The 18682-nt window shown below is 45.7% G+C and carries 18 protein-coding genes, 1 pseudogene and 1 CRISPR repeat array (1 of these 20 only partly in view); of the genes and pseudogenes, 14 read left to right on the forward strand and 5 right to left on the reverse strand.

Translation table 11 applies throughout. From position 1 onward, the window contains the following. Window positions 1-74 precede the first annotated feature (74 nt). From H6F74_RS28370 to H6F74_RS28380, 3 genes and pseudogenes are all read right to left on the reverse strand, one after another. Window positions 75-272, reverse strand: a pseudogene (locus tag H6F74_RS28370) (transposase); the annotation flags it as partial. Between the two features lie 219 nt (window positions 273-491). Beyond that, window positions 492-650: a hypothetical protein gene (locus H6F74_RS28375; protein WP_190445441.1), complete on the reverse strand. Its 159-nt coding sequence runs from the start codon at window positions 648-650 to the stop codon at window positions 492-494. Between the two features lie 382 nt (window positions 651-1032). Further along, the gene (locus tag H6F74_RS28380) at window positions 1033-1563 is read right to left on the reverse strand and encodes a GNAT family N-acetyltransferase (protein WP_190445442.1); all 531 of its coding nucleotides are present in this window, start codon (window positions 1561-1563) and stop codon (window positions 1033-1035) included. A gap of 3 nt (window positions 1564-1566) precedes the next feature. Between H6F74_RS28380 and H6F74_RS28385 the strand changes: the two genes are divergently transcribed. From H6F74_RS28385 to H6F74_RS28405, 4 genes are all read left to right on the forward strand, one after another. Continuing rightward, window positions 1567-2880: an MFS transporter gene (locus tag H6F74_RS28385; protein WP_190445443.1), complete on the forward strand. Its 1314-nt coding sequence runs from the start codon at window positions 1567-1569 to the stop codon at window positions 2878-2880. Window positions 2881-4144: 1264 nt separating this feature from the next. Next, window positions 4145-5434, forward strand: coding sequence for a glycosyltransferase (locus tag H6F74_RS28395; RefSeq protein ID WP_190445444.1), 1290 nt, complete (start codon window positions 4145-4147; stop codon window positions 5432-5434). A gap of 100 nt (window positions 5435-5534) precedes the next feature. Then, entirely contained in the window at window positions 5535-6845 is a 1311-nt protein-coding gene (locus tag H6F74_RS28400; RefSeq protein WP_206756375.1) for a glycosyltransferase, read from the forward strand. A 231-nt stretch (window positions 6846-7076) separates the two neighbouring features. Beyond that, the gene (locus tag H6F74_RS28405; RefSeq protein ID WP_190445446.1) at window positions 7077-8333 is read left to right on the forward strand and encodes an alpha-1,2-fucosyltransferase; all 1257 of its coding nucleotides are present in this window, start codon (window positions 7077-7079) and stop codon (window positions 8331-8333) included. A 462-nt stretch (window positions 8334-8795) separates the two neighbouring features. Here the strand turns inward: H6F74_RS28405 and H6F74_RS30790 are convergent, their stop codons facing one another. Both H6F74_RS30790 and H6F74_RS28410 read right to left on the reverse strand, forming a co-directional pair. Then, window positions 8796-8930 carry a hypothetical protein gene (locus tag H6F74_RS30790; RefSeq protein ID WP_277875887.1) on the reverse strand — a complete coding sequence of 45 codons (135 nt, stop codon included), beginning with the start codon at window positions 8928-8930 and terminating at the stop codon, window positions 8796-8798. A 56-nt stretch (window positions 8931-8986) separates the two neighbouring features. Further along, window positions 8987-9136, reverse strand: coding sequence for a hypothetical protein (locus H6F74_RS28410; protein WP_190445447.1), 150 nt, complete (start codon window positions 9134-9136; stop codon window positions 8987-8989). A gap of 173 nt (window positions 9137-9309) precedes the next feature. Between H6F74_RS28410 and H6F74_RS28415 the strand changes: the two genes are divergently transcribed. From H6F74_RS28415 to cas2, 10 genes are all read left to right on the forward strand, one after another. Beyond that, entirely contained in the window at window positions 9310-10155 is an 846-nt protein-coding gene (locus H6F74_RS28415; protein ID WP_190445448.1) for a tyrosine-type recombinase/integrase, read from the forward strand. A gap of 134 nt (window positions 10156-10289) precedes the next feature. After that, window positions 10290-10829 (forward strand): GNAT family N-acetyltransferase, encoded by a 540-nt coding sequence (locus tag H6F74_RS28420; protein WP_190445449.1) that lies wholly within the window; start codon window positions 10290-10292, stop codon window positions 10827-10829. 49 nt (window positions 10830-10878) lie between these two features. Next, entirely contained in the window at window positions 10879-11373 is a 495-nt protein-coding gene (locus tag H6F74_RS28425; protein WP_190445450.1) for a hypothetical protein, read from the forward strand. 233 nt (window positions 11374-11606) lie between these two features. After that, window positions 11607-13493 carry a hypothetical protein gene (locus H6F74_RS28430; protein WP_190445451.1) on the forward strand — a complete coding sequence of 629 codons (1887 nt, stop codon included), beginning with the start codon at window positions 11607-11609 and terminating at the stop codon, window positions 13491-13493. After that, a complete protein-coding gene (locus H6F74_RS28435) occupies window positions 13486-14448 on the forward strand; it encodes a DevR family CRISPR-associated autoregulator (RefSeq protein ID WP_190445452.1) in 963 nt (320 codons plus the stop codon). The genes H6F74_RS28430 and H6F74_RS28435 overlap by 8 nt, the downstream gene beginning before the upstream one ends. Before the next feature lie 46 nt (window positions 14449-14494). Further along, on the forward strand, window positions 14495-15193 hold the full coding sequence (locus H6F74_RS28440) for a hypothetical protein (RefSeq protein WP_206756376.1): 699 nt from the start codon (window positions 14495-14497) through the stop codon (window positions 15191-15193). Further along, window positions 15171-16181, forward strand: a complete 1011-nt coding sequence (gene cas6 / locus H6F74_RS28445; RefSeq protein WP_190445453.1) for a CRISPR system precrRNA processing endoribonuclease RAMP protein Cas6 — start codon at window positions 15171-15173, stop codon at window positions 16179-16181. Before H6F74_RS28440 ends, cas6 begins: the two co-directional genes overlap by 23 nt. A 61-nt stretch (window positions 16182-16242) precedes the next feature. Next, on the forward strand, window positions 16243-16830 hold the full coding sequence (cas4, locus tag H6F74_RS28450; RefSeq protein ID WP_190445454.1) for a CRISPR-associated protein Cas4: 588 nt from the start codon (window positions 16243-16245) through the stop codon (window positions 16828-16830). A gap of 3 nt (window positions 16831-16833) precedes the next feature. Beyond that, a complete protein-coding gene (gene cas1d, locus H6F74_RS28455) occupies window positions 16834-17811 on the forward strand; it encodes a type I-D CRISPR-associated endonuclease Cas1d (protein WP_190445455.1) in 978 nt (325 codons plus the stop codon). A 32-nt stretch (window positions 17812-17843) separates the two neighbouring features. Beyond that, window positions 17844-18140 (forward strand): CRISPR-associated endonuclease Cas2, encoded by a 297-nt coding sequence (cas2, locus tag H6F74_RS28460; protein ID WP_190445456.1) that lies wholly within the window; start codon window positions 17844-17846, stop codon window positions 18138-18140. Between the two features lie 217 nt (window positions 18141-18357). Then, a CRISPR array of direct repeats spans window positions 18358-18682; the repeat unit is 37 nt; unit sequence CTTTCCGCCAACATAATCCCCGCAAGGGGACTGAAAC (it continues 2510 nt past the right edge of the window).

The following is an 18682-nucleotide window of genomic DNA, read 5'->3' on the forward strand; positions in this document are numbered from 1 at the left end:
GTACTTCCCCGCTTATCCCATCGTTACAACGCGACGAATTTCGTCGGTTTTCACCTGAGTTCGATGTAACGAAATTAAAGAGCGATCGCATCAGGAAGCTGTTGTAGGTCAGTTCTTTTAATTTGAAGAGATGGTTTCTTTGCTTGGTGAGTATAGGCAATTAAGCCAGCTACCAAATTGACCATAAAGTTAGTGATACTGCGGTGTCTGGAATGTACAATTTGAGAAATGTTTTTGAGTTGGTCATTAACTGTCTCAATAATTGAGCGTTTTCCCTGGTGTAGCTCTAGACCTAACCATTGCCAAATCAACTGTAGATGCATTGGCTGAATTTTGCGATCGCCTTGTATCCACTTACCCAGAAGTGATTTGTGCACTCCAAGCTGTTCTGCCAAGTGGGCGTAACTCCAACTTTTGGGTTCCAACGCCTTTGCTAAAACCCAACCCGGAATTTGTCTTCGACTATTTGTATCCGTGGTAGACTTTTTCGACTAATCCGACTTGCCCTCAACAGACGCTGAACTTTCCCTTAGTTTAGGCGGCGATTTCTTATACTTTCCGGAAAATATACATTTCTCAACTGGCGATCGCACTGGTGTCCGATCCGCTTCTACATCGTCATACACACATTTCTCGATCGGCAATCGCACTGGCGAAAGATCCGTTTCTACATGATCATATCTACCTATCCCGGATTGGAAGAAAATCCTCTCTCAACTTCAATCGAGGATATCGAGAAGAATTCCTGAACCACTGCCCTAAATACGAGCGCCCCAAGTTGCTGTACTTGAATTTTTGATAGGGCTGAGCGCAACTAGCGACGAACCCTAGAACGTATTTGAATGGAGTAATACGACTGCAATTAATTTTTCGATGCTACCCGGTACCCTGGCTCTTGTAGTCAGGGCATTTTTTTGTATTTTGGGTCTAAGTGGAACCAAAATATAAAAACCCCAGCACCTGCATGGGTTACGCTATCGCTAACCCAGCCTACAAATAATTAATCCCGTTTACTTAGATCGTATTGTTAGGCTACTGTAAGTCACGGTACATGATTACACGTTGATCAATGGGCAATCCAGCCTCAGCTTCTTTACGCCTGATCTGCTGAAAACCCGCGGTGAGTTCAACCTCAGCCAAAATCTCAAACCCAAGTTTTGCATAGAACGGTGCGTTCCACTCAATGTCACGAAAGGTCGATAACAATATCCGGCGATAGCCCTGGCGTTTTGCCCACACACAAACTGCCTCGACAAGTTCACGTCCAATGCCTCTACGTCCATAAGATGGATGTACGTCAATTTGTTGTAGATAAGCGTTTCCATCAACATCCTGCGCGATCGCATACCCCACAGACGTATCAAGATCGTCTACAGCAACCCACACCCGTCTGGCTCGAAACTGTTGGGTTACGAAGTCTAACGAGAGGGGTTCAGCATCAATCACAAAGGCGTAAGGCGTGTCAAGAAACAAGGTGGCTGCGGCTCGTTCGATCTGGGCCAGCGTTGCTAAATCCTCAATTCGAGCGGCTCGAATCTTGTAGCCTGGGAAAGGAGTTTTCATAGAATGTCGAGATCCATACCTGATGACAAAACTTTTAATGCCGTTTTAGTAAACTCACTTGTGGCTTCGCTGACCAATACGTTTGTCTGGTTTGCGGTCACGTTTTGGGTGTATCTTCAAACCAAATCCGTACTGGCTACATCGGTCATGGCAGGTGTGTATCTCGTCACAGTCGCCATCTCTGGATTTTTCCTGGGTTCTCTGGTTGATCGATATAAAAAGAAAATAGCAATGATGCTTTCAAGCATCTGTTCTCTCTTTTTATACCTACTCGCCTACATCATTTTTATTTCTACAGAGCCATCTGTCTTTACCGATCCTTCAAGCGTCATTCTTTGGGTATTTATCATCCTCGCACTGGTTGGTGCGATCGCTGGAAATTTACGTGCGATCGCGCTTTCAACACTCGTGACGATCTTAATCTCTGATGCAAAACGAGATCGGGCAAACGGTCTGGTTGGTACTGCAAATGGCGTATCATTCCTGGTTGCTTCTATATTTAGCGGTCTTGCAATCGGTTTTCTCGGCGTATTTTGGATGCTGGTTTTTTCGATTGGACTGACCATTCTCGTGATTATCCATTTATGGACAATATCCATTCCCGAACCGGGAATCATTCATGTTGAAGGTCAAACGAACCGCATTGATATTCCCGGAACGATTCAAGCCATACATGTCGTACCTGGACTTTTCGCACTGATTTTTTTCAATAGCTTCAACAACTTCTTGGGCGGAGTCTTCATGTCCCTGATGGATGCCTATGGCTTGTCTCTGGTTTCAGTACAAGTATGGGGCGTTTTGTGGGGGTTCTTGAGCTTAGGATTCATCGTTGGCGGGTTGGTTGTCGCCAAGAAAGGCTTAGGAAAAAATCCACTCCGAACGCTCTCTTTGGCAAATATTGTCATGTGGATAATTGCCATTTTCTTTACGATTCAGGCATCTATCGTCCTGCTGGCGAGCGGTTTATTTATTTACTTATGCCTGATTCCGGTTGTGGAAGCTTCAGAGCAAACCATCATCCAAGCCGTAATACCTCCTGAACGTCAGGGGCGCGTATTCGGGTTTGCCCAAAGTGTTGAACAAGCAGCATCGCCCCTAACTGCATTTATGGTCGGCCCGCTTGCCCAATTCATCTTCATCCCCTTTATGACCACGGGCGCAGGTGTGGAGCTACTAGGTAATTGGTTTGGCACAGGAACCGATCGAGGCATTGCGCTTTTATTTACAGTAACTGGATCGATCGGACTGCTCGTCACGCTAATGGCGATGCGGTCACGTTCGTATAAAAAATTATCAGCGAATTATCAGAAGCACTAGAAGGATATGGAATTACGAACAGAGTCATTGGGGTTAATGAATCTGTTGGGCAGACATAGTGATTATGTCAAGCAGCATACCCAATTGTTAACTAAAGCTTTGGAGTGAGAGCAGCATCAAAAACAGGTAGTGGTAAACAGCTTGACTACATACCCTAGTCAATACGAATCCTAGGAGTGAGAGCAGCATCAAAAACAGGTAGTGGTAAACAGATAGTGATATTCAATGCTCAAAGCCTTGTACGGTAGGGGGTGACAGTGAATTTATCACTACTTCTATACCACTACCTAGATGTTAAAGATAAAGGAAATACAACAATTTAAATTTTATGCCTGCGATCGCTATATCAGAGCTAGCATATCTGGTGCGTGAAACGTGACAATGCCTAGAACTGTCACAAGTTAAGTTTGCCGCAAAATTAGCGGTCTCATTTCAAAGCATCAATCGTTGCGAGAACGGGCGGACAAAACCTTTACCGCTTGCCTTGAAGGAGACTGAGTAATTGCTGCATCAGATGGGAGATTCTGGCAAAGATTTGCTGATTAAATACTTTTCGCAGTGAGGATAGAGACTGTATGACTAATAGCTTCCAACGCTCTGCCGCTTCAGACTGTTCACGAAGTAAAAATATCTAGTGCAGCCTTTTGGCGATTAACCCCCATTACAAAACCTCCAGAGGCGATCGCTAACGAACAGGTAGCTCACTTCACTGTTCCTACTCTTCCACCGGAGTATCAGAAGCGACCTTTTAATCCTCCCAGCAACCAAAGCCGAAGCGTCAAATCATTTGTTGCTGAATCGTCTGCTAGGGTCGCTACCAATAAAGAGAACTGTACAAGTTTATTTTGCTTACATTTCATTACATCCAAGCATCTTTAATCTAGGAGAAAATTAGGAAGTGACTTACGTAATAAAAGAAGGCGATACTTTATCGAAAATTGCTCATATGTAATATGGTATGGTAATGAAAATAAATGGGGAACGATAGCTGATGACCCAACAAACACAAACCAATATGGTAAGGGATGGTATCAAAATTCCCATCACCTGGAATTGTTACTAAATATACCTATTAATCTATTCTTAATTTTTAGTTCAAACAGTCTTAACTAAATTTTACTGTGAGGGATTTTTTTAAGATATAGCCTCAGTTATCCTTCAATCATGGTTTGATAAGGTTTGAAATTGGTATTAGCAAACCCTCTGACAGAAGATGATTCAAAGCCTACAGATCAACTCCTGCTAGTTTACTAGGGAAAATCTCATGACTCACTTTGGTATTATCTGTCCGGCAGAAACTGGCCATCTCAACACGATGCTCCCGTTAGGTCGCGAACTACAACAACGTGGTCATCGCGTTACTCTTTTCGGATTACTCGATGCTCAACCCCAGACAGTAGCAGCCGGATTGGATTTCTGGGCAATTGGAGAGGCAGAATTTCCAGCAGGAGCATTATCTCAATCCTTTGCCCAACTAGGGGAACTCAGCGGGTTAGCTGCTCTGCGATATACTATCAATTTGTTCAAGCAGGGGGCGGCTGTAATCCTCCGAGATGCCCCGCAAGCTATCAAAGAAGCTAATGTAGAAGCACTGCTAGTAGACCAAACTTCACCAGAGGCAGGGACTGTTGCAGACTTCCTAGAGATTCCCTTCATTACCGTGTGCAGTGCTGTGGTGCTAAATCGAGAGGAAACTGTTCCCCCCTTTAACACCCCCTGGAGTTACAATCCCGCCTGGTGGGCACGTCTGCGAAATCGCATGGCTTACTCTTTGCTCAGTCGCATCACGAAACCCCTCCGAGAGTTGATAACTGACTATCGCAAAGAATGGAAGTTACCTCTGCATTCTCATCCCAATCAACTCTATTCCCAACTGGCTCAGTTAAGTCAACAGCCTGCGGAATTGGAATTTCCTCGCACTACTTTGCCCAAATGCTTCCATTTCACAGGACCCTACCATAACTCAACAGGACGGAAGTCTGTGCCTTTCCCCTATGAGAAATTAACAGGGCAACCGTTGATTTACGCTTCGATGGGAACCTTACAAAATCGTCAGCAGGAGATTTTCCAGCGAATTGCTGAGGCGTGTGTAGGGTTGGATGCTCAGTTGGTGATTTCTCTGGGTGGTTCAGGTAGTCCGGAATCTCTACCCGAATTGCCTGGTTCGCCTCTAGTTGTAAGTTATGCACCTCAACTAGAACTGCTCGAAAAAGCGACGCTCACCATTACTCATGCAGGGATGAATACGACTCTGGAATCCCTCACCAATGGGGTACCGATGGTGGCGATTCCGATTGCCAATGACCAACCTGGAATTGCAGCACGTATAGCTTGGACAGGAGCAGGAGAGGTTGTGCCCCGATCCGGATTGACTGTTCCCAAACTCCGAGGTGCCATACAACGGGTACTGACTGAAGATTCTTACAAAAACAATGCAACCAGATTACAAGATGCGATCGCTCGTGCAGGTGGAGTCAGTCGAGCCGCCGATATTGTAGAACAGGCAATATCTACGGGTAAGCCAGTCTTGGCTCAAACACAGCAAAAGAACTAATTAAAAAGACATTATTCGGGAATTTATTCGTCTTTGCACTCGACGAAAGAAGGAAAAATCCTTTTCTTTTACCCACTTTTAATGAATCTGAAGGGAATGAATGAAGATGAAAAAACATGTAATGTTTGTTTCGCTTCCTCTACGTGGTCATGCTAATCAAATGATTGCGCTGGCCCAAGAGTTGGTTGACAGGGGCTATCAAGTAAGCTTTGTTATTTCTGAGGAGGCTAAGGAATGGATTGCTAATACTGGTGCTATTTTTATCCCTTGGGAACCAAAAATAGAAACAACTAATGAAAACTTTTCTGACACAACCCAGTCGGTGTGGCAAAGAGTTTGTCAAGAGCCGAAGATATGGCGTGGTGAAAGAATGATGTTAAATGGGCTAATCGAGCGGTATGTTCCGATGTACAAAACGTTGGTACCTATTTTTCAGCAGCACCGTTCGGATCTTCTAGTGATTGATCGCGCCGTTATTCCAGGGATGGACTTAGCGCAGCAGATGAACCTGCCGTACATTATTCAATCTCGATTTTTAGGTAATTTTGTACCGACCAGTTCTAAGTATCCTCGCTTCGGCACATCCTATTCCATAAACATGAATTTATGGCAACGTTGTCTGAATTTCTTCAGGCCCTATTGGCTGTTGCCGCAGTTTTTACCAACCTTGAAAAAGCTCAATCAAGTTCGTCGTCAATGTCTTGAGCGTAAGAAATTGGACGACCCTTTTAGCAAGCGTCCCATGATAGTAGGCACAGCTTTTGGTATTGAGATTCCACGTCCGCTACCTCCCCATGTGCAAATGGTCGGGCCAATTTTCCCAAAAAATGTCGAGCCTCTTAGCCCTTCTTTAAGTAAATGGTTGGAAGAAGGCGAAGAAAGTACGGGAGTGGTGTATATCGCTTTTGGTACTCTTGCTACTCTCGAACCCTGGCAGGCTAAAGCATTAGTGGAGGGACTTACTGACACTGGATTCCGGGTACTGTGGTCATTACCCAAGAACCAACAGCATATTCTTCCTTCAGTACCATCCTCCTTCCGCATCGAACAGTTTGTTCCCCAACAAGCGATTCTCTCTCATTCATCTGTTCGTGCCTTTGTTAGTCATTGTGGTATGAACAGCATTAACGAAGCACTGTATTGGGAGAAACCTATACTGGCTTTGCCTTTCTTTGGAGATCAACACTACAATTCAGCGCGTATTGTGGACTTAGGGGTTGCTTTAAAGCTAAACAAGAACCATTTTGATAGTGCTGAGGTGCGCCGTAAAATAGACACCCTACTGAGTATCCCAAGTTATAAGGATGCTACACGCCAGATGTCGGACGTACTTAAAAACACTGGAGGACTGGACAAAGCTGCCGATATTGTGGAAACTACGCTAGCTGGAGGAATCAGACATATAAATTAAGTAATACCAATTTTAGGTAAAGCTGCATAGAATACTTCTTTTTCTAGTAAGCGCTTCAAGCTACTCATTATGTGCAACTTTATATGGAATTAGTATAAGCCAGACAATGACAGGTTGTAACTTCCTAACCTTTGCTGTGTTTAGCTTTGAGTTGGTTGCCTTACGTCAAACTCAGGTGTAGGAAGTTGAATTTTGTGCTAACGAGCAACTCAAAATAACTCACCCGATGCAATGAACAACCCCAAATACACGACCAAGAGCGAGATAGATAGGACGTTCAACGTGTTTGAGACGTTCAAAAAAGACGCTGAAAACACCAAATCCTCATCGGCAAACCAAGCTGAAGATGTCAACGAGCCAGTTTTGGCAATGTCCTCTATAGGAAACTTAGGACGATTCGGCAATCAGCTATTCCAGTATGCTTTCTTGAGAATCTGCGCTCAGAAGAGTGGAGCAAGAATAGAGTGTCCTCCTTGGATTGGTCAGACTCTGTTTGGACACAACGATGCACCCATTTCCAAGCGCTTACCTCCTGCGATCGAGCGCCGGGATGTTGGAGGAAACCTGTTCGATGATATTCCAGAATTCATCCCTTACCTGGAAAAACTTGCAGATGCGAAGAGTTCCCGTGTGGGTTCAGAAGCACTCGCTCAGGGTTTGGTAAACGTCGATCTGTGGGGTTTCTTTCAAGTGCCAACCCGATTCCTGAAACCAAACCAGGAATACTTCCGATCGCTTTTTCAACCTGTAAGCGACCTGAAATCTGTCTTGGAAGATGGACTGAATCTTCTTCGCTCCAAAGGCAAAACAATTATTGGAGTTCACATTAGACGAGGCGATTTTGTTTCAGTTCCGTTAGCGGGATTCACTTTGGTGGTTCCTTCAAGATGGTATTGTGAGTGGCTCGACGGGATATGGGACGAATTAGAAGATCCGGTTCTTTTCCTGTGCAGTGACGAACTCGACAGCGTTCTTCCTGACTTTGAAAAATTCTGTCCGGTGACATTGAGAGACTTGAAGGTGAAGCTACCGGAAAGGATGCAAGACTTAGACGTAGAGTTTTACATCGACTTCTTCATGTTGAGCAACTGCGACGTAGTAGTTATTAGTAACAGCATTTTCAGCTTCGTTGCTTCCATGCTAAACGAGCGTGGAAAGATGTTTGTCCGTCCACACTGGGATTTCTCCACAAAGTTCACAGTCTTCGATCCTTGGAACAGCGAACCACTTTTATATCTGGGAGGCGATCGCTTCAACTCATCTAAAACCTTTGGTGAGGCTCTATACGTTACCTATGTTACCCAAGGCATATCTGGAGTACTGAAATTCCTATTTATTTACTTTCCTAAGAGTCGTATCAAAAGCTGGTCAATCCGAGCCTACCTAGGCTACCAAATTCAAGGTTTCGTTGGAGTTATTAAGAGTTTGGCGTACACATTAGGTTTTCGGTACGTGTGGAAAATGTCAGAGCTAATTGAGTCTAAATAGTTTTTTGAGAGGCGCTCGTGCGAGATCGCCATCTGGATACGGCTTTGGAAGAGGCAATTTGTACAGTGACTTTTTAAGTGTCGTGGAGACATATTAGTGTCGTTAAAGCAGCAAAGCTAGACTGAGGTGCTTTTGGGCTTGGAGCTAGGACACGTAGGTAATCCTTTGGCGCTTGATGATAGGTCGCTCGCGCAAACTTCTGTGCAATCTTGCAGTAGAGCGACTCCGCGCGAGCGACACGAATTTGTCTTGATGTCATTTAATTTGGCATTGAGACAAAAATCGCCGATAGTGCAGCACAACCGGACTAAAGATGACCGGGTGAAGTTTAATTTTTCTCATGTGGTATCGGAAATTAGTATTAGCACAGCTCCTGTTTAATCCAGCACCTCAAGTTGCTCGGAACGGCATTAGACATCTCCAGAAATTAAATATCGACTCAGGCAGGGCAAGGATTTCAGACTAATTTTCGGAGATGTCTATTGGCAAGCATTTCTGTGTTTTCCCCAGGATAGTGCGGGTGCGAGTAGCACTGGAACTATAAACCGGGTTAAACGCGATCGCACCCTTCACATTGCTCTTGTCAGTTTTCTTCAAATACCGGGCGATCGCTTAAAGTAAAATCTCAGTTTCTTCCTGTCCAGACGTTTTTGCTATGTCTTGGAGCTTCTGCTGCTACTCCACGGGACAAAGTGTCCCAAGCTTAGGTGATTCTGCCATCTGTGTTTGCTCTGCGATCGCTTACCAGTCAAAGGTAGGGAATTATAGCCGAAAATTGCGATCGCGCTCTCTGGTATAAGCAAAAATCATTCTTCATGACTGAAACCTGATTCTGTCGTGGGGTGGGGAAAGTGACATTGATAAGCTTTGGTTAACTGGACAGCCAAAAACCAAGCGACAACGAGAAATCAAAGTCTTTAGCGACTGAGGTGTATAATAGTAGATTGCTACTCTTATCGCTTCAGTTGCCTTATAAATGACAGCAGTATCTGACTTGGTAGAGCAATGGTTGGACATCCATCATGGTTTAACTAGGGTGACTTATCAGAACACCATTAGGAAGTTTACTGCTGTTGTGCCGTCTGATGTGACTCAGATTCAGCTGCGACACGTTAGAGACTGGTTGGATGGTCTTCATGAAGCCGATACTACCAAAATTAAGCATCTAAATATTCTTAAGGCTTTTTTCTCTTATGTGATTGGACTGGAAAATCCGCCCATCAAGCGCAGTCCGATCCCCAGACAATTCAAGCTGCCCACACCGAGAGATATTTTGGTTGAACGCATCCTAACCAGGGAAGAGGTGGATGCACTGATTGAGAACGAGCGCGATCTTCGCAATCGTTTGATTCTCAAAACTTTATATCTGACGGGAATTCGAGTGTCGGAGTTATGCGGCTTGCGATGGCGAGATGTGATTCCCAATCGCACCAGTGGACAGATTAGCGTTTATGGGAAAGGGGGGAAGACGAGAAGAATCCGCTTGCCAGTGGAGCTGTGGCAAGAGCTGAGTGATTTTAAGGGAAATGCCTTGAAGGATGCCCCGGTGTTTGCCAGTGCAGCGGGAAAGCCTTTAGCTCCCTCAAATGTGCATCGGGTTGTGAAAAGAGCAGCTCATGCTGCTGGATTAGAGAATGCACAAAGTGTATCTCCACACTGGCTCAGGCACAGCCATGCTACCCATGCCTTAGATGAAGGGGTGCCCGTTCATTTGGTTCAGGCGACATTGGGGCATGAAAGTTTAAATACTACTAGCAAGTATCTCCACATCAGCCCGGAGAAAAGTTCTGGAGAAGTTCTTGTCAGGCAATGGAAGCGATAACGTGCTAATTAGCTCCAGAACCTTGAGCAAGAAAATTTTAGGGTCAGGGTGAAGAGCAAGCAGTGCAGCAATCCATACGTTACAAAAGATTGGCATTGAAGGTGAGATAGGTAAGTCAGGGTGAGGAGCAAGCAGTGCAGCAATCCATACAGCTAGTTCGAGGTCGCGACAATCAGATCGTTGAGGCTACTTTGCTATCTTTGGCTCCCAAACACCTGGATGACTTTGATAATCTGTGGCTTCAGCAACTATTGCTGTATCGCCAAGAAGACAAATATTGGGATTGGGTATTGAAGAAGCGAATGTCTCTGAATAATGAAAACTACGAGAGCTATGCTATCGAGTATGAGGAGAGGACGCAGGGGCTGATGTGGATCGAGACGCAGTGGCATCGTTCCCAGGTTGAGGTGGGGCGGAGGATTGTCTATGTTGAGGCTTTGGCTACGGCACCCTGGAACCGTCGGACGATTCAGCAACCGCCTGAGTTGAAAGGTGTCGGAACCTTGTTATTAAACTTTGCGAGGCGCAGGAGCTTAGACTTGGGGTATGAAGGTAGGATTAGCCTCCATGCCCTGCCAGAGGCACAAAGGTTTTACGATTCGAGGAATATGATGAATTTTGGACCAGATCCTGACAAGGAAGATTTAATCTATTTCGAGTACGGTCGGATCTGAGGGTAGAAAAATTGAGAGGGCAAGCTGGTTGAAAGCCTAGGGGGAGTAGATGGAGTTTAATTGGGAAAGTTTTACCTATGACGAGGGGTGGCTAAGGGAAGCTGTTCGCCTTGAGGATGAGGCAGACTGCGACATCGAAGCTGGTTTTGATTGGGGGGCTTCCTTGGGTGCGTTGATAGCACATCCTGAAGCCTATAGCCGTTTGGTGAGGTTGCGTTCAATGGTGATGCGCTCGTTTGGAGAGTTGTTGGCAGAGTGGAATTTGGGGGTGGGGACTTATGCTGCTACTGTTTGCGGGCGGAAGTTACTAATGGAACGGTTGCTTCATCCCGCGCCGGAAGTGCAACAGCAGCTATTGGCTATGTTGGAGGAAGATTTGGCGATCTTTGCTGGAGGGAGTGATTCTCTTTTAGATCGCTCTAGGTTGCGAGAACTGTTGAGGGGGGTTCTGACGCAACAGGATTGGGAGTTGATTGCAGCAATCGCTGGGGATTGCGTGCGAGAACGGGTGATGGAGCAATTTCAGGCTGCAAAGACTGCTTAATAAATATCCTTCTTCTGCTTCATCGCTTTTATGGCGTTGCCTTTTAGTTTCAGGCTGCAAAGACTACTTAATAGATATTCTTTCATTCCCAGGCAAAACTAGGAAATGTTACTCAAGATTTAATTACCGAACAACGAGGCAAACAAAAAAATCTCTTTTGGAAGAGGGGTCTTCCAGAGGGGAGTAGAATGCTGTTCAAGATAAATTTCCACGAATAGAACAGCACTAAGGTTATGATTTCGAGCCTGTTGGTGGGCAAAAAATTCGGCACTTACGCCGATACATTTTTGATGTTAGGTCTAGCAACTCTTGCGGAATATGTCCTAAATAAAACTAAACAAACCACACCGATACAGCTCCTCGACGAAGGAAGGCACTATCGCATCCAGTTCAAAAAACCAGTCAATCTGGAACCCATTGCCTCCCTTTCCTACGTCAATCCCTTTCCCCCCGTCTGCGGTCAGAAAACCGACCGCAGTAAGCTTCCTCCTGAAACACCAATTTTTGATGTTGTTAAGGCAGGAGAAATTCGCAAGCTCTACCGAGAATATTTATATCAGAATCGCGGTCAAGTAGAAACAGGAGAAGATGCCCCAAAGCCACCCCATCCTAGCACTCAAAATGCTGCCATTCTTACCTCCATGCGCCATGACAAAAACCACAACGAGTTGTGGCTTCAAGGATGGGAACAGCGAGATAACTTTGGAGCCTTAATTAAGGCTATTCTGCAAGCTTTTAGCGAAGAAAGTCTCTCGTCATTGAAGGCAGAAAGCGAGCAGGTGAGTGAGTTATTTTTTACTGCCACAGGATGTAAACTGCCACTGCAAGCGCGTGCAGTCAAAGTTTACCTTCCCACCGCCGTCCAAGGTGTTAGCCGGGTAAAAGCAGATGGAAATAGATTTGACCCTCAAACAATAGATTGGCTCAGTTTGTGGCTGATTGCCAATGGGTTATTTACCTTTGGGATTTCCGAGAGAGTCAAAATTAGCGATCGCGCTTACGACTGGCGAGTAACAGCTCTCCAACCCAAAGATATTCCATTAGAAAAATACCGCGAGGTGCTAAATCGCCTCCGCCAGTATAACCCACCTGGGGGCGGTCATGGAATTGCCCGATTTGATGCCGAATTGGTACTGCGATTTTGTCAAGAACTACTCAATCACCATCAAGCTCAAGCTGAGGTACAAACTGAAGATGACCTAGATATATGGGAACCCGTTAATCACTTCGTCGGCGGCTTCGCCGGCACCCATTTCGGGCAAAAAGGACAAGTTTATGGTGTTAAAGAAATCTTTAATCTAGGACTTCCCGGATGGATTCGCCCCACCAATCCGAGCGAAATTTTGGATTATCACGCCATCTTAAACGAGCATCTAGCCATCATCAGTTCCCTATCTGTTGAGGAGGGGCATAGTGAATTATTAACAGCTTATCGAGGGTTTATCAGCGGAAATAATTTACAAAATTTCTTTCAATTTCAAATTCAATATGCCGAATATATTATCCGTCGTTTAGCAGAGCCAAAATCTCGACCACCCCGCTTATTTTCCATACAGGGAATGAATCTTATGACCAAAAGTTTCAAACAGCGCCAGGACGAACAAGACTGGTCGCTAACCGAGATTACTGAAGATCCAGGTTTCTTACGAATTGCCAGAGCCATTAATAGTGCTACCGTCTACGCCGGAAAGATTCAAACGAAAAATGGACTCAAAGAACTGGATTGGCAGCGCACCTATGGACTCGCCCAGCGCTTGAGCAGTCAGTCAGGCTCTAAAAAGGATTTTATCACTGAACTAGCTGCCTTTTTAACCAGCTATGAAAATGAGAATCTGCGAATTTCTGAACAGCTGCAAAAAGAAGGGAAAACTCTCAAACGAGTTTGGACGACGAAGAAAGACTTAGACCGAGTTATCGCTCTAATTAATAATGACAGATTCGGTTGTAGCTTAGTTGCCAATCTGCTCATTGCCTATGGCTATGCTAAGTGGACGAAATCAGACGAAGTAGACGAAGCAAAGGACGCAGGAGAAGCAGATTTGAGTGTGGATGAAGAAGCAGGAGAAGCAGATTTTAATTTAGATAAAGAAGTTGACTCAGGAGAAAGTGAAGATGAATAATAGCAAATTTTCGGTTTATTCAATTTCTATTAGTGGAGCATTATCCTTGCAGTTACATGCTCTGAATAATGAAGGTAACGAAGGGAACCAATCTTTAACTCGGCGTTACTACATTATTCAGAAAGGCATGAACGAACCGGAGTACGTCAATGGGGTATCCGGCGATATGCTCAAGCACGTTCAAGCGGAACACTTGCACAGAATTGCGATTGAAGAGGGACTGGCTCTTTCGGAAGGAGGTAAGCAATTTCATCCCGACCGCATTGGCTACGATCTAACAACAGAACAGCCAGTTTTTACAGACAAGGATACTGACTTAGCAGCAAAAACTAGCCGAGTCCTTCAGCGCTGTACGATGAGTGACCTAGAGGGATTTATGGTTACGGTTAAGGGAGGACAAACCTTAAAACGCGAGTCAGCGATTGAATTTGGGACGGTAGTAGGTTTACCCACTTTGGTGAAAACTCAAAGTTACTTTCATGCCAAATACGGCATCGATAATCCCACACCGTTTAACGTACAAATTAGTTCGGGTTTGTATGCAACTGTTTTGAATTTGGAAGCATTCCGGATTGGCTATAATCCTCACAATTTTTCTTACACCATTGATGTAATTGAACGGAAAAAACGTTTGGATGCTTTGCTCAAGAGCGTACTCTATACCTATATGCAACCGAATGGTGCGAAGCGGAATACCCATCTGCCTCATGCCGATTTCTTTGAAGGGGTAATTACAGTCAGTACCCGTCGCTGTCCTGCACCAATGGTTAGTCCTCTAGAGGAGAGTTATAGCAGTCAAATTGAGAGCCTTGCTAATACTTTGAATAGTCTCAACGGTGCAGGCACGATTTATTGTTTTCCATTCGAAACAATGGCAGAATTTGCCCAACAGATTCAGGTATTGATTGAGCGAGCGCAACCTTGGGAGAGTGATGATGCCGAAGCGATTGAGTAAATCAAACGTCAGCTCGAAGGAAACTGATTCTGATACTCGACCTTCTATGTGGCTCAGTGTCAGTTATCAGCCAGTGAGTTTATTTTCCCTCAAGCGCTCGGATGCCACCAGTATGGCAGCGCGATCAAACTTAGTCCCGACTCCCTACGCCATCAAAATGGCGCTGTTGAAGGTCTTGCTAGAAAGTCAAGGACACTTACATCGTAACGATTTTGATACCTGGATTAGCCACCAATTTACCTGGATTCGCGACTTGCAAGTCTATATCCAGCCTCCAGAACGGTTGGTCGTGAATCGCAACGGTTACAAACTTCGTTACTACGACCAAACCGCTGATAAGGCTGATAAAAGCCGACCCACTGTACCAATGCAGGATGGTTTTGTATTTCGGGAGTGGGTGCATCTGGAAGGAAATTTGCAGATTTGCTCTGGACTCACTCAACACTCTCAAGAATTGGAACGGTTGTTTGCTCAGATTAACTATTTCGGGAAACGTGGCTGCTTTTTCCAATATCTACCCCACGCTACCGTGCAGACTGAGCAACCTCAATGGCAACCGAATCCAAATCAAAGCTTCACGGTTCAACCAATGGATGACTTGGGGGATAAAAGTACCTTTTCTAAAATCAATCCGTTTTCAACTCAAAAGGCTCAGTTGGATAAAGACCGAATCATTAAACCGGGGTTCTTACCCCTGGAACTGAGGGGGAGCAGTGCGCGTTATGACTTCTACCAACGAATCTGATGCGAAAATTGCTGGGTTAAGTGTGGTATTGCGCTCGACAACCCGTGTAAGGTCAATGCCTTTAGGGGATTGGTCGCGAGAGGGGGAACTCACCCCAGTTTGGATACCGCAATGCCGAGAGCAAGGCATCACAAAAGCGATCGCGGTTTTACCTCAAGCTAAATTTTATCCCAGACTCGTGCAGCAATTAGTCGAGCAAATTAGCCAGAGTAGCGCTGTTGAATGGCAGGGGAAAAGTTATGACCTAGCAGGCGTTGAAGTCGATACTCACGACTTGCACGTCCTACGAATTCCCATTTTTTTAGGGCAACCGCTCCCAGCTAATCTGGGACGGGCGATTCATGCCCTGTGCTTTCGCTGGTTGGGATTGGCTGATTCGGCGTTAGCTGAACAATTGTACCAGCAAAATCATCTTCCCTTCGCTTTGAGCATTCAACCCAGTTCTTCAAGGCAACCGATGTACTTAAGGATTGGACTGTTGCAGAAGGAATTGCTCTCACCCATGCTTTGGGGTTTAAGTCAAGACCTAGGACGTGAAATTACGTTAAGCGATCGCTCGTGTCGGTTGGGTCGCTGGGTAGAACGGCTGCATACCAGTAGCTTTGAAGCCTTATCCCAAGTCTCGCCCTTAAACACCATCGAACTCCTGTTCCTTTCCCCAACTAGCTTTAAGCAAGGTCAGCGCATCCAACCCTTTCCTTTACCAGAACTGGTGTTCGGCAATCTGCTACGCCGCTGGAATGCCTTTGTCCCAGTCGAACTTCAGTTTCTCAACCTTGAGTGGCAGGGGTTGACTTGTGCTTATGAACTCGGAACTCAGGTACTTCACTTGAAGGGTGGGGCAGAAATTGGCACAACTGGATGGGTGCGCTATGAATTTCCTAACCCCCAACAAGCCAAGGTTGCCACAATCCTCGCTCATTTTGCCAATTTTGCGGGTGTTGGACGCAAGACGGGAATGGGAATGGGGCAAGTCCGTATCCGTTGATTGCTAATTGTCTATTGTTCATCGCCCATTGTCAGCAATCATGAACTATGAACTATGAACTATGACTACAGAAAACTACCTCCCGCTTGCGTATCTTAACGCCTGGGAATATTGTCCGCGACGCTTTTATCTCGAATATCAGTTAGGAGAAATGGAGGATAACGAGCATATTCTCCTAGGTCGCCATATCCATCGCAACATTGATGAAGCGGGAATTACTCAAGAGGAAGGCACTGTCATTTATCAGCAGCAGTGGGTATGGAGCGATCGCCTTTTGGTCAGTGGCATCATTGATGCGGTTGAAGAACATGACAGTGAATTAGTCCCGGTGGAATACAAAAAGGGCAAGATGGCGCAGCACCTAAATGACCATTTTCAACTGTGTGCTGCGGCTTTGTGTTTGGAAGAACGCTTGGGTTGCTGCATTAGTTATGGGGAAATTTTCTACCACGGCAATCGACGGCGGCAGAAGGTGATGTTTACTCACCTTCTGCGTGAGGCAACAGAAAATGCGATCGCATTTTCTCGACTGACTGCCCAAGGAAAAATGCCTCCACCTATCGACAACCCCAAGAAGTGTCAGGCGTGCAGCTTGATTGGTATTTGTCTGCCCTTTGAAGTGAAACATCTACTCCGTGAGGTTTGTTAAGCGATGTCTGTACTTTATGTGACTCAACCCGAAGCTGTTTTAAGTAAGACTTACGAAGCGTTTACTGTTGCTCTGAAGCAGGAGGATGGTTCCTGGAAGAAAAAGTCTGTCCCAGCGCAAACGGTCGAACAGGTTGTCTTGATGGGTAATCCCCAGGTGACGGGAGATGCTTTGGTCTATGCTCTGGAATTGGGGATGCCAATTCACTATCTTTCTGGGTTTGGTAAATATCTCGGTAGTGCTTTACCTGGACACTCTCGCAATGGCCCACTGCGCTTGGCTCAGTATGCCTTGTATCACGATACCGAACGGCGGCTGGAGTTGGTCAAAGCGATCGTTACTGCCAAAATCCACAACCAACACCTCATCCTCTATCGCCATAAGGTGGGGGACACTCCGCTCAAGTCCCATAAAAAACTGGTGAGGGAGCAAGCTACACTCGACCAAGCGCGGGGTGTGGAGGGACTGGCGGCTAAAGAGTATTTTGCCTGTTGGGATGCCCTATTGAAAGAACCCTGGTCATTTCCGCGACGCAATCGCCGTCCTCCGACTGACCCGGTTAATTCCTTGTTGAGTTTTGCTTATGGACTGTTGCGGATGCAGGTGACGGCGGCGGTACATTTGGCGGGATTAGACCCGTACATTGGCTACCTGCATGAGGTGCATCACGGACAGCCCTCAATGGTGCTTGACCTGATGGAAGAGTTCCGTCCGTTAGTTGCGGATAGTTTGGTGCTGTCGGTGTTGAATCATCGTGAACTCCAGCCGGAGGACTTTACGGAAAGTTTGGGAGCTTATCGTTTGTCGGAGTCGGGACGCAAGACGTTTCTCCAAGCGTTTGAGCGCAAGATGAACGATGAGATTAAGCATCCGGTGTTTGAGTATCGCTGTACCTATCGGCGAGCGATTGAGTTACAAGCACGGCTGTTGAGTCGTCATCTGCAAGAGGGTGTCCCTTATAAGCCTTTGACTTTGCGATGAGGCATCTTTGATCTTGCGATGAGGCATCAACGATGAAGAACACTCTCTTTTATCTGATTATTTACGATGTACCAGATACTAAAGCCGGGAATAAGCGGCGCACGCGGTTGCACAAACTGCTTTCTGGTTATGGAAAGTGGATGCAGTATAGTGTGTTTGAGTGCTTTCTGGATGCCATGCAGTTTGCTTCGCTGCAAATCTCTATTGAGAAGCTGATTAAACCCGAAGAGGATTCGGTGCGAGTTTATGTCTTGGATGCAGGTGCCGTGAAACGCACGATTACTTACGGTTCGGAACACCCTCGTCAAGATAAAATTATCATCCTATAATTGGAAGAGCCAAAATTTTCGTAGGTCGAAGCGGGGGCGAAAACCTGTGCGATCTCACGAAAAACGCCAGAACCTTGATAACTAAATAGTTTAAAAGTTTTCAGTAGCCTCGTTATTGCTAAAAATCTGCAATAGCGATGGCTGAAATGAGGTTTTGAAAGAGACTTACGAAAACTCTCTTTTGAATCCTCTTGCCGTATAAGTTTCAGACGGCGCTCTTTCCGCCAACATAATCCCCGCAAGGGGACTGAAACAAGAGCAACTTGTATACAGTGAGGAAGATTCTGAAGAGCTTTCCGCCAACATAATCCCCGCAAGGGGACTGAAACCGCTGACTGAAAATCAGAAAATTCTAGGGTAACACTTTCCGCCAACATAATCCCCGCAAGGGGACTGAAACCGATCTGGATGTCGAGTATGTCACCAACCGCTCAGGACTTTCCGCCAACATAATCCCCGCAAGGGGACTGAAACCTTCCTCCAGTTTCCCCAGTGGAATGACTTTGCTGTCTTTCCGCCAACATAATCCCCGCAAGGGGACT

It is taken from the genome of Trichocoleus sp. FACHB-90, assembly GCF_014695505.1.
GTDB lineage: Bacteria > Cyanobacteriota > Cyanobacteriia > Cyanobacteriales > FACHB-T130 > Funiculus > Funiculus sociatus.

Coding starts and splice junctions, on each gene's coding strand:
- H6F74_RS28380 (WP_190445442.1), bottom strand. CDS start 1,563: ATGAAAACTCCTTTCCCAGGCTACAAGATTCGAGCCGCTCGAATTGAG.
- H6F74_RS28385 (WP_190445443.1), top strand. CDS start 1,567: ATGTCGAGATCCATACCTGATGACAAAACTTTTAATGCCGTTTTAGTA.
- H6F74_RS28395 (WP_190445444.1), top strand. CDS start 4,145: ATGACTCACTTTGGTATTATCTGTCCGGCAGAAACTGGCCATCTCAAC.
- H6F74_RS28400 (WP_206756375.1), top strand. CDS start 5,535: ATGAAGATGAAAAAACATGTAATGTTTGTTTCGCTTCCTCTACGTGGT.
- H6F74_RS28405 (WP_190445446.1), top strand. CDS start 7,077: ATGAACAACCCCAAATACACGACCAAGAGCGAGATAGATAGGACGTTC.
- H6F74_RS28415 (WP_190445448.1), top strand. CDS start 9,310: ATGACAGCAGTATCTGACTTGGTAGAGCAATGGTTGGACATCCATCAT.
- H6F74_RS28425 (WP_190445450.1), top strand. CDS start 10,879: ATGGAGTTTAATTGGGAAAGTTTTACCTATGACGAGGGGTGGCTAAGG.
- H6F74_RS28430 (WP_190445451.1), top strand. CDS start 11,607: ATGATTTCGAGCCTGTTGGTGGGCAAAAAATTCGGCACTTACGCCGAT.
- H6F74_RS28435 (WP_190445452.1), top strand. CDS start 13,486: ATGAATAATAGCAAATTTTCGGTTTATTCAATTTCTATTAGTGGAGCA.
- H6F74_RS28440 (WP_206756376.1), top strand. CDS start 14,495: ATGTGGCTCAGTGTCAGTTATCAGCCAGTGAGTTTATTTTCCCTCAAG.
- cas6 (WP_190445453.1), top strand. CDS start 15,171: ATGACTTCTACCAACGAATCTGATGCGAAAATTGCTGGGTTAAGTGTG.
- cas4 (WP_190445454.1), top strand. CDS start 16,243: ATGACTACAGAAAACTACCTCCCGCTTGCGTATCTTAACGCCTGGGAA.
- cas1d (WP_190445455.1), top strand. CDS start 16,834: ATGTCTGTACTTTATGTGACTCAACCCGAAGCTGTTTTAAGTAAGACT.
- cas2 (WP_190445456.1), top strand. CDS start 17,844: ATGAAGAACACTCTCTTTTATCTGATTATTTACGATGTACCAGATACT.